This window comes from Vibrio sp. PSi01 (assembly GCF_054960695.1).
Window position 1 is genome coordinate 20634 of the sequence record NZ_JBHNYN010000020.1, and the last position, 14981, is coordinate 35614.

A 14981-nucleotide genomic window follows, 5' to 3' on the forward strand; every position below is an offset into this window, starting at 1 on the left:
TGAAGATACTCTCACACACTGAATAGACTACCTAGCTTCGGCATATCTCTGCCAGTGTCGCCAATCGACGCTGCGATTCTTTCACGTACGGATTAGTTTGATCCCATGCGTAACCAGCTAAAATCGAGCATACCATTTGCTTAATCTTCAGGTTTGGATCTTGATAGAAAATCACATCCTGCAAAGTACCTGAGTACCACCCCTCAACATACGTTCTAAAAGTGTTTACGCCCACCATCAACGGAGCCGCATAATCGCGCTCCCAATCGACGTTCTCACCATTAAGCTGCTTTTCCACACACTCAACGGCAAACTGGGCCGACTTCATCGCAATCGTAACGCCTGATGAAAATACAGGGTCAAGAAACTCACCGGCATTACCCAGCAGCGCATACTTATCCGTTGCAAGGTGCTTTACGTTGGCAGAATAGCCACCTATTTCACCTGCAGGGTTTGGGTATTCGGCATTTGCTAAAATTTCAGCTAATCCAGGCTCTTCGGTTGCTAATTGCTTAAGAGCGGCAATCTTATCTTCCGGGTATGACTCGAAGAACTTAGGCTCACCGACGACACCAAATGATGAGACGCCGTTGCTAAACGGAATTAACCAGTACCAAACATCAGGATTAGATGGATGCACTGATATGAGAATTTTATTGCGGTCATATTCTAGTTCAGTATCAACGTCTAAAACATGATCGTTAATGTGCGTGAAAATAGCTTTGCGTGGAGGAAGCGATGACGGCTCTTCCAAGTTAAGCATTTTAGGCAGTACTCGGCCAAAGCCACTGCCATCCAAAACGTACTGAGCTTCGAGCTGATAACGCTCTCCATCAAGAACTTGGACATCTAAAGTCGTGCTGCCTTCGGTGAAATCAATGCCCATCAACTCATGTTGATAATCAATGGTAATACCTTGTGCTTCAGCAGCATCGGCTAACACCTTATCAAAGGCGCCTCGTTGAACTTGAAACGTGGTTCCCGGTCCAGAAGAGAACTTATCTTCAAAATTGAACGCCGTATAAACGTCATTTTTACGGAAAGCCGCGCCATCTTTAAATTGGAAGTTAGCTTCAGCTACTGCTTTGCTCATACCGGCTTGTTCAATCACTTCCATACAAGCAGGTAACAGGCTTTCGCCAATAGAAAAGCGAGGAAAAAGACTCTTTTCAATCACTCGAACATCGATGCCTTTCTTGTGAAGCAAAGACGCGGCAACAGACCCTGATGGTCCAGCTCCGATGATCACCACTTGAGTTGATATTTTCTTCATTTATTTAAGCCATATTTGTTATTTTTATTGCGCGCTAGCTTTCAATTCAAGCAGTGTGTGACCGAGGCCGATATCGTCGGTACGAGTCACCACTTCAAAGCCAGCTTCCTCAACGATTTCTAAGAAATCTTCACTGCGGTAAAAACGGCTGTTACCGTTGGCCAAACAAGTAAAGTAAAGAGAAGTCGCATTTAAACTATAAGACGCCGCATCGTATTTCTGTGCATCCCAAAACAGTTCCAGGATATAGACAGTCGCCTCTTCTGACATATGAGAGCGAACTCGTTTTAATATGCTTAGAATTTCCATTGGCGAGAAGCAGTCAAGGAACTGGCTCATCCACCACACATCCGCACCCGTCGGCAACACTTGTTGTTTGTCGAGCATGTTGGCTGGGAATGGCGTTACTCGGTCTTGATGGCCATGTAGTGTCGCGTTTGCCATTGCCATTTCTAGTTGCTGTGGCAAATCTACAATCGTTATATCAACATCTGAGTCGTGGTTGCAGCACTGCATCGCCCATTTACCCGTATTACCGCCGATATCCACAAGCGACTTAGGTTTCTTGCTGAAGACCTTCTCAAGCAAAACAGGGAACGAACGGTCTGAATAGAAATGATCAAACTTAAACCAGCTCTCTTTTGCTTTTTCTGGCAATTGAGACAAACCTTGGTAAATGGTTTCCCAGTCACCTAGCTCTTTTAAGCCCGCAGGTGTGCCTTCTTCAATCGCTTCCGTTAAATGCATCATCGCGGCGTAACAAACATCAGCCGTGAAGTCCATGTTCGCGTTGGTCATCCCATCGTGCAGAAGGTAGAAACCAAGGTTAGCCATTTTATAGTTAGGTTTGTCCCAAATAACAATATGAGCACTTAACGCCATATCGAGCAGAACTTTTACGCCGTACTCAGATACGCCCGTTATTTCCGAAAGAGTCTCCGCAGGTAAACCACTAATACCCGCGTCATCTAACGATTGCAAGATACCTAAATCACGAAGTGTACGGGCAGTATGAAAAACAATGGGAGCGAAAGACAATTTCTGCGCTTCTGTTTTTGCTTCTAAAGCGTTGAATGGATCTAATTTATATTCCGACACGAAAAACCTAACTTTAAATAATAGAGGATTACTCAGCTGCCATTTGTGCAAGCTTACGTTTAATATCAACGTTTAAGTTATTAACCCAACGGTTGTAATTACGGTGTATTTCACCATCGTCATACTTCAAATTCTCTGATTCAACGTAAAGAATAGAGTAAAATTTGTCACTATAAGGAATTTCAACCACAGCATGGTGTGAGCGAACATACAGCTCTGCACGGATCAAGCCAGGCTTTATCTCTGAAACCAACCAACCTCGGTTCTCAGCTGATTCATAAATAGCTGATTTCACCTGTTTACTTTGAAGATTCAGTGCAACTGGAGTATCCTCAACATTCATTACTGGCTGTACACGTCCGCAGCCTGCAAGAACGAATATGAACAATATTGAAACGGCTATTTTTAGTAATTTCATTTAAATCCCTTACCTGTGTTTATTTATAAGCGCGCATAGTATTTAGTTAGACCCAAAGCAAATCAATACTCTATGTCAAATCAATCCAAATTAATGTCGTTTAATATTGAGAAATGGTCTGCAAATGCGGCCGGTCTTAATTCTGATGCCGAATGGCAAACATGGAGCGCTAATTTAGCTTGGCCAGACAATGGTACAGCTGAATTTAAAGCCATCCCGCCAATGATGCGCCGCCGAATGAGCGTACAAAGCAAGCTTGCTGTCCAAACCGCATTGGTTCTGTTAAAAGACACCTCGATTGATTACCTAGTGTTTGCCAGTCGGCATGGTGAACTGCACCGAACCGCCATCTTAATTCAATCTATATTAGAAGGTGATGATGCCTCGCCAATGGCATTCTCGCAATCAGTACACAACACGGCTGCTGGCCTCACAACGATTGCCGCGAAAGCACCAATTCCACTGACCTCAATAGCGGCCGGACAAGACACCTTCCATAATGCATTGATTGAGGCGTACCTTTACCTCTACCAACATCCATCGCACCGTGTTTTAGTCATTGATTTCGACCAACCTCTGCCAGAGCTCTACCAGGAATATGAGACGCAAAACTACGCAGATTACGCGTTAGGCTTAATTCTCACTGCGGGCGATGACTACTCTATTTATAGAGCAGTAGAAACAAGTCAATCAGTATCCGAGTTGCCACAAGGCCTTCAAGCGCTACAACATATCCTTTTGGATACCCAACGTTGGACGATTGCAGGCAAGCACCAAGCTTGGTCGTGGGTCAACAACGTAAAAACTGGAACTCAAGAATGAGTAAGGTCGATCAATATTGGCGAGTATTCGCGACAGGGCTTTGCTTCTCCATCTTTGGTCTAGGAGGCTTAGTTCTCAGCTTCTTGATCTTGCCGTCGATCGCACTCACCACATCTAACACCATTAAAAAAGAGCTTAAAGCTCAACGACTGATTCGCTTTTCATTCAATGCTTTTTGCCAAATAATGAAGTTCACTGGCGCTATTGACTATCGAATTGATGGCGCCGAACTGCTCCGTGAAGATCGCAACTGCATCATCATCGCCAATCACCCAAGTTTGATTGACTACGTGCTGATCGCCTCTCAACTGCCGCAATGCGATTGCCTCGTTAAGGCTGCAATATGGGAAAACCCTTTTATGAAAAGGATCGTCAAAGCGGCGGGATACATACCTAACCAAGCACCTGACGACCTTTTAGAGCGCTGTGAAGAACGTTTTTCACGTGGCAACGTGTTGCTTGTTTTTCCTGAAGGAACTCGCACAACGCCAGGAATTGAACCATCATTACAACGTGGTGCAGCACAAATAGCCACTCGAACGCAAACCGATTTACGCGTGATTCACATTACGGTTTCTCCGACATTCTTAACGAAAGAGAAAAAATGGTATCAAGTTCCTGCTACGAAACCCTTTTTTCATGTCGCGGTGAAAGGTAAAATAGAAGTCGCACCATTTATTGAGAATTCGAACAACTTAACTTCGGCAGCAAGACGCCTTAACCATCATCTTGCACAAAGTATTTTCCCTTCCGAAGAAAGTATTTAGCTCTTCAATAAAACGACGGCGATATCAGCATTTCGAAAATACAACGCATAATGTAGAATCGCCCCCTTGAAGCAGTATTTCAGATAAAGCACTAAGTAGGCCAAAGTGGAAACATTACACAACGAATTAAAACAACTGATCATCGACGCACTGAACCTTGAAGATATGAGCATTGATGAAATTGAAACAGAGGCTCCACTATTTGGCGATGGACTTGGACTGGATTCTATCGACGCCCTTGAGCTTGGTCTTGCTATCAAGAAAAAATATAACATTGTTATCGATGCCGACGATTCAAACACTCGCCAGCACTTTGCTTCGGTTGAAAACCTAGCTAATTACATCTCATCTCAAACGAACAACTAGACAGATCTTTATGACACAAGCTAACCAACAAGAAGTATACAACCAGGTTAAAGATGCGCTGATTGAGCTGTTTGAGCTTGATGCTGAAGATATCACTCCTGAAGCTCACCTTTATCTCGATCTTGACCTAGACAGCATTGATGCCGTTGATCTAGTCGTACATCTACAAAACGTAACGGGTAAAAAGATCAAACCTGAAGAGTTCAAAGCAGTACGCACCGTTAATGACGTTGTAGAGTCTGTGGTTGAACTATTGAAGGACGCATAATGCGTCCTCTGCTGACTTTATTGTCGGCAATCATACTTTTCACTTATCCAATAGCGGTTTACTTTGGGCTCAACAAGTTTGGTCTACAAACCGTTGGCATTGTTCTGGCCGTTATCTTTACTGTACGCATTTTCACTGGTGGTCAGGCTAAAATCAAAGAGCTAAAACACTTAGCTTGGATCAGTGGAAGTGCCGGAATTGTTCTGTTGGTATTAGGGTTAACGTTCAAGCAACATGGTTGGTTAACCTACTATCCCGTTATCGTTAACGTTTGTATGTTGGCTGTATTTGCTACAAGCCTATGGCAACCTCAAACAATTATCGAACGCCTTGCTCGCATCCAAGAGCCTGAACTTCCGCAAAGTGGCGTTGATTACACACGAAAAGTCACCAAAGTTTGGTGTCTGTTCTTCGTTATTAATGGCTCAATCGCACTTTACACTTGCTTCCAACCGCTTGAAATATGGACCCTATACAATGGCTTACTCAGCTATGTATTCGCCGGGTTACTTTTTGCAGGAGAGTGGGTAGTAAGACAGCGCATTCGTCAGAGTTAAATTGTTATGACCCAAACCGTCTCTTACACTTCCTTGTCTGAACTTCTCAGTCAGAACAGATCGCCTGATTCTATTGTCTGCTTTGACGACAAGAGCGAGATTACGTGGCAAACATTTAACGACGACTTATCTCGACTCGTACACCTTTTATCTTCATCCCCTTTTCAACGAGTCGCGATTTGTACCCAAGACAGCTACCTATTTTCGATAGCATTTTTGGCGTGTGCAGCAGCTAACAAACACATCATCTTACCGGGTAACTACCAACCTTGTGCACTTGCTGAGTTAAGCGAACAGTTTGATTGCCTGCTAGTTGATGACTCGATTGGCGAAGTTGAGGTGAGTGACGTTCGCAATATCCAAACCTTATTAGACACCGAAACACGCGAGCCTCGAACCGATAATCTTCCGCCCGTTGACTTGGCAGAAATCCATTTGACCCTGTTTACTTCAGGTTCAAGCGGTACACCCAAGGCAATCAATAAAACATTAGAACACCTAGATATTGAAACGGCTCAGCTAGATAAAAACTGGGGCGACTTACTTAAGGGAAACCGAGTCCACAGTACGGTCTCGCACCAGCATATCTATGGTTTGCTGTTTAGAATCTTATGGCCACTATGCTCTGGTGTTCCATTTGCTCGAAGCAACCTTGAGTACCCTGAGCAGATTCTGTCTCACGCCAATAAAAACTGTGTGCTGATCAGCAGCCCTGCTCTACTCAAACGATTAAAGAACGAAATCAATACCGCGCAGCTTGCTGGTGTGTTCTCTTCAGGTGGACCTTTGCCCACCGAATCGGCTCACCAAGCACTTAACTTGTTAGGACATTTTCCTATCGAGGTTTTTGGCAGCACAGAAACTGGTGGCATCGCATTTCGCCAGCAAGAGAGCGCTCAAACGCCTTGGCAACTTTTTGACTGTATTGAGGCAAGTCTCAACAGTGAGAATTGCATTAAGTTATTGTCGCCGTACATCGATAACAATAACTGGTATCAAACCGCCGATGAGTGCGAAATGGTCTCGGAGAATCAATTTATATTGAAAGGCCGAACCGACCGAGTGATCAAGATAGAAGAAAAACGAGTATCACTGGTTGAAGTCGAAAAGCGACTAGAGCAGCTGCCTTGGATAAGCGAATGTGTCGTCATTCCATTCGAAGAACCTGAACGCTTAATCTTGGCGTCGGTTTTGGTATTATCAGAGGATGGCCAAGCGACTCTCACCACCATGAGTAAAGGTAAGTTCTGGTTGATGCTGCGTTCAGAACTTAGAAAATGGTTAGAACCGATCGCTATCCCAAGAAAATATCGCATTGTTGATGAAATTCCCCTCAACAGCCAAGGTAAGCGACTAACCTCTCATATCGAACAGCTAATAAAATCATAGAAACCGCTGTTCGTATTTTACACTGAGATTATCTTTTTATATTTTTGTCAGAACACCCATTTTCAGCCCAAGGATTCTAAGCACACGCTATGGATAAGAGAAAACCAAACGTCATTGCTGTTGACACTGCAGAGAAAGAATCGACCCTGACACTCCATATTGCTGGTGACATCACCGATTTTAAGGGGCACTTCAAGAGCTTTCCTATTCTTCCTGGTGTTACACAGATTGATTGGGCACTTCACTACGCAGTCCAAGAACTGAGTGTCCCTGGTTTCTTTAAAGGCATGGAAGTCATCAAATTCCAAGAACCGATCCTGCCAGACTCGACTATTCAGTTGTCATTAAAGTGGGACGCTGACAAAGACAAACTGAGCTTTAGTTACACCTCAAACAACGGCGAACAGATTCACTCTTCAGGCAAAATGAAGCTGGGAGAGAAAAGTGAATAGCGCTGAGGCTGTTTCTCAACACGCACTTGAAGAAAGCAACTACAAGGCTTGCTTCCTAATTCCGTGCTTTAACCACGGCGCAACCATGCCCTCGGTGGTCTCATCACTTCTTAATTTCAAACTTCCGATCATTATTGTTGATGATGGCAGTGAACTCGCGACCAAACAATTTTTGACTCCCCTTGCTGATAATCCAAACGTAACTCTGGTGACACTTGAGCAGAACCAAGGCAAAGGTGGCGCAGTAAAAGCGGGTATCAAGCGAGCGCAAGATCTCGGTTTTAGCCACGCTATTCAAATTGATGCTGATGGGCAACACGACCTTGAAGCGCTACCCGCATTAATCCAGGCTTCGCAAGACAAACCTCAGCGCTTGATATCAGGTCAGCCTGTTTATGACGAGAGCGTTCCTAAGGCAAGGCTATACGGACGCTACGCGACACATATCTGGGTATGGATAGAAACCCTTTCGTTATCAATTAAAGACAGCATGTGCGGCTTTCGAGCGTACCCTATCAACCAAACACGGGCAGTGCTCAGCAAATACGACGTTGGGTCTCGAATGGACTTCGATATTGAGATTCTGGTTCGCCTTTACTGGGAAGGTTGCGACATCGACTTTATTGAGACACGAGTTATTTATCCTGAAAATGGTGTTTCTCATTTCGACGCTCTGTGGGATAACGTAAAAATCAGCTGGATGCACACAAGACTGTTCTTCGGCATGCTGCCAAGAGCGCCAAAACTGATTACTCGTCATTTCAAGTCGGACTCAGCGAACAATTTATCGGCTGAAAATAGCCAAGGTTCCTCGGCAGATTCAAGACAGGTAAATTCCGAACAAATGGGTTCAGAACAACCCCATTGGTCGCGAACTCAAGAGCGCGGCACTGTGCTGGGAATCAAACTGTTATTGGCCGTTTATACCTTGTTAGGCAGAGGCGTATTCAATCTGATTTTACGCGGTGTGATGGGTTACTACCATCTAACGGGAAAACGTGCACGAAACGCCTCAGAACAGTATCTATTTCAACTGAAAACCTACGCTGAACAACAGAATATTGAGTTACCCACTGAATTAACCAGCTATAACCATCTGCTTTCTTTTGGTCATACGATGCTAGACAAGTTAGCGGCATGGAAAGGCGATTTCTCGGTAGATAACCTCACCATACATGGTCAAGAGCAATTCGAGAGCATGGTAGCCAACCAACAAGGTGTCGTGATTCTGGGTTCTCACCTTGGTAATATCGAACTGTGCCGAGCTTTGGGTCGCAGACACTCGAACATCAAAATCAATGCGCTGGTTTTCACCGAACACGCTGAGCGTTTTAATTCGGTAATGAAAGCAGTCAATCCGCAGTCTGATTTAAACCTAATCCAAGTGACCTCAATGGGGCCAGATACCGCTATCTTGTTGCAGCAGAAACTAGAACAAGGCGAATGGATTGTGATTGTTGGCGATAGAACCTCCACCAGCAAAGAGAGCCGTTCAGTATGGGCGGAGTTCTTGGGTAAGGAAGCTCCCTTCCCTCAAGGACCATTTATGTTAGCCTCTGTTCTCAAAGCGCCGGTATTTTTATTATTTGGGCTGCGTGACGACTCACAACCTAAGCCGCACTTTAATGTTTATTTCGAGCATTTCAGCGACAAGATCGAGCTGCCAAGAAAGACACGCGAACAATCTTTACAGCAAGTCGTGCAAAAATACGCAGATCGACTTCAGCACTACACACTGAAAGCACCGCTTCAGTGGTATAACTTTTTTAATTTTTGGACATTGAGCAACCAGCACCATGACGAAAAAGAATCCAAATAGCATCACTTTTGGTGCCGAACTCCTCACAATTGAGGATGTTGTAGCTATCTCACAAGGCGCAAAAGCTTCGATGAACTCAAGTGAAGCCTTCACATCTAAGATCGACCGTGGTGTCGCTTTCTTAGAACGTCTGTTGAAAGAAGAAGGCGTGATTTATGGCGTGACAACCGGTTACGGAGATTCATGTACCGTTGCGATTCCGCCAAACCTAGTCGACGAACTCCCACTGCATCTAACGCGCTTTCATGGCTGTGGTTTAGGCGAAATATTGTCTCACGAACAATCTCGTGCAGTATTAGCAACGCGCCTGTGTTCATTGTCACAAGGTGTATCTGGTGTGACTCACGATCTGCTCAACCAGATCGTTACTCTGATTAACCAAGATATCTCACCACGTATTCCTCAAGAAGGATCGGTTGGGGCCAGTGGTGATTTAACGCCGTTGTCTTACTTAGCGGCAGCACTGATTGGTGAGCGCGATGTTATCTATAAAGGCGAAGTTCGCCCGACCAGTGACGTCTACAAAGAATTAGGCATTAACCCTATCAAGCTTAAGCCAAAAGAAGGCTTAGCTTTGATGAATGGCACGTCAGTAATGACAGCTTTGGCTTGTATCGCCTACAAACGCGCGGAATACCTAGCACAACTATCGACTAAGATAACGGCGATGGTATCTGTGGGTATGCAAGGAAATGACTTCCACTTCGATGAAGCCTTGTTCGCAGTGAAACCTCACCCTGGTCAACAACAAATTGCAGCGTGGTTACGCGACGACCTTCAAGCAGAACGCCCACCTCGCAACAGTGACCGTCTGCAAGATCGTTACTCATTGCGTTGTGCTCCACACGTTATCGGTGTCGTTCAAGACTCCCTACCTTGGCTTCGCCAAATGATCGAGAACGAGCTAAACAGCGCCAACGACAACCCAATTATCGATGGTGACAATGAGCGCGTACTGCATGGTGGACACTTTTACGGTGGTCATATCGCAATGGCAATGGATACGCTAAAAACAGCAGTAGCCAACCTTGCTGACCTACTTGATCGCCAAATGGCGCAGTTGATGGATTACAAGTTCAACAACGGCTTACCATTTAACCTAACCGGTGCAGAAGGCGAACGTAAGCCGATTAACCACGGCTTCAAAGCAGTACAGATTGGCGTTTCAGCTTGGACAGCAGAGGCATTGAAACACACCATGCCAGCAAGCGTGTTCTCTCGTTCAACCGAGTGCCATAACCAAGACAAAGTCAGCATGGGCACCATAGCGGCTCGTGATTGCCTACGTGTTCTAGAACTGACTGAACAAGTAGCGGCAGCATCACTTCTCGCGGGTACACAAGCGCTTGAACTTCGTAAGCGCCACAATGAGCTTGATGAGCACCACATGAGTGAAAATCTGAAGCACATTCGCGACGAAGTACTCAAAGAGTTTGAGTTTATTGTCGAGGATCGTCCGCTTGAAGGCGATCTACGCCACTTTATTTCTCGTATTCAAAGTCAGTATTGGTCACTTTACTCATAGAGTGGTTAACTTCATAAAGTAGCTAACCTCATAAAGTAGCTACCCCTTTACGCAATATTGTTGAGAGCGATTTATGTCTGAAATCCTTCATCCATTACAATCTGAGGTTACTTTAGTAACCTCATTCCAAGATGCCGATCCAATGGGCGTGATCTATCACGGTAATTACTTCCGATTTTTTGAAGAAGTAAGGCGCATCATGATGGATAAGATTGAGTACACCTATCATGAGATGAAGGATTCAGGCTACATGTGGCCGATCATCGACACGCGTGTAAAGTACATCAAAGCGATACCGTTTAATCATCAGATCAAGGTATCCGCTAAGTTAACTGAATGGGAAAACCGCTTGCGTGTTGACTACGAAATTCACGATGCCAACACAGGTGCTCGTATGACACGCGCTCATACCATGCAAGTTGCGGTAACCATTGAAGAGCAAGAGATGTGTTTTGCTTCGCCGAAAATATTTACCGATAAAGTTAAGCATTGGCACCAATTCGGTTGCTTACCTCTAGCTGCTGAACATAAATCTCAAGCCTCTAACAACCAACAGGTGAAACATGAGTCTGTTTAAACGCAGTCGCAAACACATTAGCATCGCGCTGCTAGGGCTTGCTTCTGTGATGGTAAGTGGCCTTACTACCGCTAATGAGAACACAACTAGCGTAACTTCTATTTCAGAACTGAAAACGGTGTTGAGCGCAAATAGTATTGTCCGTGGCGAGTTTACTCAAACACGCAATATGGAAATGTTTGCCCAACCTCTGACGTCACAAGGAACGTTTTTATTAGATAAGTCGAGTGGTTTACTTTGGACGCAAGCAACCCCGTTTCCTGTGAGCCTAGTGCTCACAGATAACAAACTGAGTCAAAGGTTTGCTGATCAACCTGCTAAGATAATTACTGACAAAGAAAACCCAATGGCATTTTATTTCAGCCATATCTTCTTGTCAGTATTCCAAGGCGATACGCAAAAACTTCAAGAACAATTCTCTCTGTCATTTGAACCAGCGAACGAGCCAAGCTCAGATGAAAGTGCAAATAAAAGCACAGAGAGTGCGTCATGGACACTCACTCTAATACCAAAAAGTTCTCCAATGAATGCGGTGTTTGAAGCCATCACGCTGCAAGGACACAATGATATTGAGCGCATTGAGCTAAAGGAAATTCGTGGAGATAGCACAGTGATCGAATTTAGCCAGTTAAGCCATCTACCGGAAGTATTATCAGATGCTGAAGCGCAACAATTCCAATTCTAGCCTAGCCCTTGCTTGGCTTGTTGTCGTAATGCTATTTAGCGGATTGTTGATCAAACAATTCGCTTTTTCTTCGTCAGTACCCATTGAAAGCAACATCATGAAATTGCTGCCAGAAAACCAGCAAGACCCCATGGTAGAGCAAGCCTTTCAGCAAATATCTAGCTCGATGAGTGAGCAAGTGGTGTTTATCATAAGTGCCTCCGACGTCGAACAGGCTATGACAGCGACTGACGCTTTTGAAAAAAAACTTAACCAAAGAGCTTTCTCAAATCAGCCAACTCTGTTTAAGCAAGTTCAAGGCAAAATCAACGCCAGCACTCAAAGCCAGTGGAGCGATTTCTATTTTCGTCACCGAGCTCAACTTCTAACCCAACAACAAAAAGAGACGCTGACCTACTCGCCGGATTCGCGAGCTCAATATGTCATTCAATCTTTGTACAATCCGTTCTCAGGCGTCACTGCAGCAGAGCTATCTCTCGACCCATTTCTGCTATTTCGCGACTACATCAGTGCAGTTGGCGTTCAATCAAGCAACTTTGTTCTGAAAGAAGGCTACCTCACAGTCCAGTCTAATGAGCAAACTCATATTTTGGTGACTGCGACTCTGGCAGGTTCGCCTTATAGTTTAGCGATTCAAGAGCAGCTTCCAGATCTTGATTCAATTGAGCGCCAGATCGAAAAGCAGTTTGGTGTCAAAGTGCAGCATACCGGTGTGGTGTTCTACGCCAATTACGGTACCGAAAGTGCGAAATCAGAAATCAGCACCATTGGTTTGGGCTCATCGGTAGGTGTAATTTTATTGGTGTGGCTAACATTTCGTAGCGCCCTCCCACTTGCCTTATCCTTACTTTCAATCAGTAGCGGCTTATTGGTCGCGCTGGCAAGTACCGTCGCTATCTTCGGCAAGGTTCACCTGTTTAGTTTGGTGTTCGGTGCCAGCTTGATTGGCGTATCCATCGACTACTCCTTTCACTACCTGACTGATCGCTTGGCAGCAGGAAGCAAGTGGCAAAGCGACAAAGGCTTGAAACATATTATTGTTGCGATCACCTTGGGTCTGATCACCAGCTTGATTGGTTACCTAGGTCTGTTGGTGGCACCTTTCCCGGGTTTACAGCAACTTGCTCTTTTTTCGTCGATTGGACTGTTCGCCGCTTACGCCAGTGTGGTGTGTTGGTATCCGGTTTTAGCGGCAAAACCAAGCCAAGAACGCCCTCTTCCCTTGTCGAAGCTTTGGCATACTTGGTTAAGCCTGTGGAGCAACCAAAAATTTAGAATTGGCTTACCATTAATAGTGACTGTCGTTAGCTTGATGTCACTCAGCCAAATTCGCTACGACGACGATATTCGTCAACTTCAAGCGATGCCTAATCAACTCAAACAGCAAGAACAAGCCATTACTGAGATATCAGGATTAGGCAGTGATCAAAGTATGCTTTTGGTGACTGCCAAGAGCGACCAAAAGCTACTCAAAAAACTGTCGGAAATCACCGCGAGCTTAGACTCTTTAATCGATAGCCAAGGTATCTCAGGATATCGCAGCATCAATCAGCAGTTGTTAAGTAAACAAGACCAGCATGATAACTATCAATTGGTTGAACAACTCTATCGCCAGCAAAGCCATATCTTACAGAACACGCTTGGTTGGCCTAGCTTTCCAGAATTACCTAAGTTCGAAGCAATCACAGTATCTGGATTTTTAGAATCACCGGTGTCAGAACCTGTTCGACCACTTTGGTTAAAACCTATCGATGGACAAGCGGCGTCAGTCATTTTGATCAAAGACGTTACAAACTCAGCACTGTTCTCTCAATGGCTCGATTCAAGCTTTGCTCAGCAACAAGGTGTTAAATACCTTAATAAAGCCGATGAAATCTCGTCGCTTTTTGCTGAATATAGAGTCAAGATCACCGAACTACTATTGATAGCATTGGTAGCAATTGGAATGGTTTTAGGTTGGCGCTACGGTGTGAAGCAAAGCCTATTAATGCTGTTGCCTTCATTGATTTCCGGAGTCGCAGGGCTAGCGGTCACGGGCATTTTAGGCTCGACACTGAATCTGTTTAACCTGCTTGGACTCATTCTAATTTTAGGGATTGGTATCGACTATACCCTGTTCTTTGCTGAGCAGAAAAAATCACTAAGCACCTTATTAGCGATTACCCTATCGGGTCTCACAACGTTGCTTTCATTTGGCTTATTGTCGCTAAGTCAGACTCATGCCATTCATAGCTTCGGTGTTACTGTTCTGACAGGGATCTTTGTCGCGTGGCTACTTTCGCCGCTCGCGATCAACAGTAGTAAAAACGTAGAACGACCAACCTCTCGAGAGGCTTTTCGATGAGCAAGATATATAAGATAACCTTCGCCACACTAGTGGGTATTCTACTCACTGCCTGTTCAATGGTTTCTCAGCAGCCGGCTGGCGCAAGTGTGTCTGTCGACAATGATACCGAATTAACCTTACCCTTGCCTTCTGAGCTTGAATTTTCATTTACGGCAAGTCAGTTGATTAGCGCAACCTGGCAAGACGAAACTCAACAACTTCCTGTCCAAGTTGAAGTGACACCAGATAAAGTGGTGCTAGCTGGTTTTTCATCTTGGGGCACTCGAATTTTGTCACTGCAGTACCAAGACCAAGTGATTGATACGCAAATTTTGTCTGGGCTTGGTGCAACTTTGCCACAACCGGAGCAGGTGCTATTCAATTTAATGCTGACTCTATGGCCAGTTGAAGCGTGGACTCAGCCTATGCAAAATATAGGTTGGCACATAGTCGATTCTAACAGTACAAGAACCGTGTTTGATAGTAGCCAACGAGCCATTATTCGTATCGAGTATCAAGCAAAAACTAATGAACCGAAGCTCTCTGGAAACATTGTTTTCAAGCATTTGGTCCAAGGCTACACCATCACCATACAAACGTTGAACTCAACGATTACTGATAACCCAAGTAAGAGCTGAA

16 protein-coding genes are annotated in these 14981 nt (G+C 44.8%); 13 read left to right on the plus strand and 3 right to left on the minus strand.

Annotation, left to right across the window (positions count from 1 at the left end; translation table 11 throughout):
- Positions 1-31 precede the first annotated feature (31 nt).
- The 3 genes from ACFI6G_RS19465 to ACFI6G_RS19475 are packed head-to-tail and all read right to left on the minus strand — an operon-like array spanning position 32 to position 2789.
- The gene (locus ACFI6G_RS19465; RefSeq protein WP_010439260.1) at positions 32-1273 is read right to left on the minus strand and encodes an NAD(P)/FAD-dependent oxidoreductase; all 1242 of its coding nucleotides are present in this window, start codon (positions 1271-1273) and stop codon (positions 32-34) included.
- A gap of 24 nt (positions 1274-1297) precedes the next feature.
- A complete protein-coding gene (locus tag ACFI6G_RS19470) occupies positions 1298-2371 on the minus strand; it encodes a methyltransferase (RefSeq protein WP_016767047.1) in 1074 nt (357 codons plus the stop codon).
- Between the two features lie 28 nt (positions 2372-2399).
- Positions 2400-2789 carry a hypothetical protein gene (locus ACFI6G_RS19475; RefSeq protein ID WP_010439254.1) on the minus strand — a complete coding sequence of 130 codons (390 nt, stop codon included), beginning with the start codon at positions 2787-2789 and terminating at the stop codon, positions 2400-2402.
- A 93-nt stretch (positions 2790-2882) separates the two neighbouring features.
- On the opposite strand from ACFI6G_RS19475, the gene ACFI6G_RS19480 reads away from it, so the two are divergent.
- The 13 genes from ACFI6G_RS19480 to ACFI6G_RS19540 all read left to right on the plus strand — a co-directional run bounded on the left by ACFI6G_RS19480 (position 2883) and on the right by ACFI6G_RS19540 (position 14980).
- Entirely contained in the window at positions 2883-3611 is a 729-nt protein-coding gene (locus tag ACFI6G_RS19480; RefSeq protein WP_016784739.1) for a beta-ketoacyl synthase chain length factor, read from the plus strand.
- Positions 3608-4378 (plus strand): lysophospholipid acyltransferase family protein, encoded by a 771-nt coding sequence (locus ACFI6G_RS19485; RefSeq protein WP_016767045.1) that lies wholly within the window; start codon positions 3608-3610, stop codon positions 4376-4378. Before ACFI6G_RS19480 ends, ACFI6G_RS19485 begins: the two co-directional genes overlap by 4 nt.
- Before the next feature lie 105 nt (positions 4379-4483).
- Positions 4484-4744, plus strand: a complete 261-nt coding sequence (locus tag ACFI6G_RS19490) for a phosphopantetheine-binding protein (protein ID WP_004736154.1) — start codon at positions 4484-4486, stop codon at positions 4742-4744.
- A 10-nt stretch (positions 4745-4754) separates the two neighbouring features.
- A complete protein-coding gene (locus ACFI6G_RS19495) occupies positions 4755-5012 on the plus strand; it encodes an acyl carrier protein (RefSeq protein ID WP_004739745.1) in 258 nt (85 codons plus the stop codon).
- Positions 5012-5569 (plus strand): COG4648 family protein, encoded by a 558-nt coding sequence (locus ACFI6G_RS19500; RefSeq protein ID WP_016767044.1) that lies wholly within the window; start codon positions 5012-5014, stop codon positions 5567-5569. The genes ACFI6G_RS19495 and ACFI6G_RS19500 overlap by 1 nt, the downstream gene beginning before the upstream one ends.
- A gap of 6 nt (positions 5570-5575) precedes the next feature.
- Entirely contained in the window at positions 5576-6958 is a 1383-nt protein-coding gene (locus ACFI6G_RS19505; protein WP_462710427.1) for an AMP-binding protein, read from the plus strand.
- 89 nt (positions 6959-7047) lie between these two features.
- The gene (locus tag ACFI6G_RS19510) at positions 7048-7410 is read left to right on the plus strand and encodes an ApeI family dehydratase (protein ID WP_010439237.1); all 363 of its coding nucleotides are present in this window, start codon (positions 7048-7050) and stop codon (positions 7408-7410) included.
- Positions 7403-9229 carry a glycosyltransferase family 2 protein gene (locus tag ACFI6G_RS19515; RefSeq protein WP_010439234.1) on the plus strand — a complete coding sequence of 609 codons (1827 nt, stop codon included), beginning with the start codon at positions 7403-7405 and terminating at the stop codon, positions 9227-9229. Before ACFI6G_RS19510 ends, ACFI6G_RS19515 begins: the two co-directional genes overlap by 8 nt.
- The gene (locus tag ACFI6G_RS19520) at positions 9207-10754 is read left to right on the plus strand and encodes an HAL/PAL/TAL family ammonia-lyase (RefSeq protein ID WP_010439231.1); all 1548 of its coding nucleotides are present in this window, start codon (positions 9207-9209) and stop codon (positions 10752-10754) included. The genes ACFI6G_RS19515 and ACFI6G_RS19520 overlap by 23 nt, the downstream gene beginning before the upstream one ends.
- Before the next feature lie 73 nt (positions 10755-10827).
- Positions 10828-11331, plus strand: coding sequence for an acyl-CoA thioesterase (locus ACFI6G_RS19525; RefSeq protein ID WP_462710428.1), 504 nt, complete (start codon positions 10828-10830; stop codon positions 11329-11331).
- Positions 11318-12016, plus strand: coding sequence for an outer membrane lipoprotein carrier protein LolA (locus tag ACFI6G_RS19530; protein WP_372035874.1), 699 nt, complete (start codon positions 11318-11320; stop codon positions 12014-12016). Before ACFI6G_RS19525 ends, ACFI6G_RS19530 begins: the two co-directional genes overlap by 14 nt.
- On the plus strand, positions 11988-14360 hold the full coding sequence (locus ACFI6G_RS19535; RefSeq protein WP_462710429.1) for an MMPL family transporter: 2373 nt from the start codon (positions 11988-11990) through the stop codon (positions 14358-14360). Before ACFI6G_RS19530 ends, ACFI6G_RS19535 begins: the two co-directional genes overlap by 29 nt.
- Complete coding sequence (locus ACFI6G_RS19540; protein WP_010439222.1) at positions 14357-14980, plus strand: DUF3261 domain-containing protein; 624 nt, start codon at positions 14357-14359, stop codon at positions 14978-14980. The genes ACFI6G_RS19535 and ACFI6G_RS19540 overlap by 4 nt, the downstream gene beginning before the upstream one ends.
- Position 14981: the final 1 nt, after the last annotated feature.

What these genes read in the sequence shown, in the direction of transcription:
- ACFI6G_RS19465 (WP_010439260.1), bottom strand. Translation starts at nt 1,273, where the DNA reads ATGAAGAAAATATCAACTCAAGTGGTGATCATCGGAGCTGGACCATCA.
- ACFI6G_RS19475 (WP_010439254.1), bottom strand. Translation starts at nt 2,789, where the DNA reads ATGAAATTACTAAAAATAGCCGTTTCAATATTGTTCATATTCGTTCTT.
- ACFI6G_RS19480 (WP_016784739.1), top strand. Translation starts at nt 2,883, where the DNA reads ATGTCGTTTAATATTGAGAAATGGTCTGCAAATGCGGCCGGTCTTAAT.
- ACFI6G_RS19485 (WP_016767045.1), top strand. Translation starts at nt 3,608, where the DNA reads ATGAGTAAGGTCGATCAATATTGGCGAGTATTCGCGACAGGGCTTTGC.
- ACFI6G_RS19495 (WP_004739745.1), top strand. Translation starts at nt 4,755, where the DNA reads ATGACACAAGCTAACCAACAAGAAGTATACAACCAGGTTAAAGATGCG.
- ACFI6G_RS19500 (WP_016767044.1), top strand. Translation starts at nt 5,012, where the DNA reads ATGCGTCCTCTGCTGACTTTATTGTCGGCAATCATACTTTTCACTTAT.
- ACFI6G_RS19505 (WP_462710427.1), top strand. Translation starts at nt 5,576, where the DNA reads ATGACCCAAACCGTCTCTTACACTTCCTTGTCTGAACTTCTCAGTCAG.
- ACFI6G_RS19510 (WP_010439237.1), top strand. Translation starts at nt 7,048, where the DNA reads ATGGATAAGAGAAAACCAAACGTCATTGCTGTTGACACTGCAGAGAAA.
- ACFI6G_RS19520 (WP_010439231.1), top strand. Translation starts at nt 9,207, where the DNA reads ATGACGAAAAAGAATCCAAATAGCATCACTTTTGGTGCCGAACTCCTC.
- ACFI6G_RS19525 (WP_462710428.1), top strand. Translation starts at nt 10,828, where the DNA reads ATGTCTGAAATCCTTCATCCATTACAATCTGAGGTTACTTTAGTAACC.
- ACFI6G_RS19530 (WP_372035874.1), top strand. Translation starts at nt 11,318, where the DNA reads ATGAGTCTGTTTAAACGCAGTCGCAAACACATTAGCATCGCGCTGCTA.
- ACFI6G_RS19535 (WP_462710429.1), top strand. Translation starts at nt 11,988, where the DNA reads ATGCTGAAGCGCAACAATTCCAATTCTAGCCTAGCCCTTGCTTGGCTT.
- ACFI6G_RS19540 (WP_010439222.1), top strand. Translation starts at nt 14,357, where the DNA reads ATGAGCAAGATATATAAGATAACCTTCGCCACACTAGTGGGTATTCTA.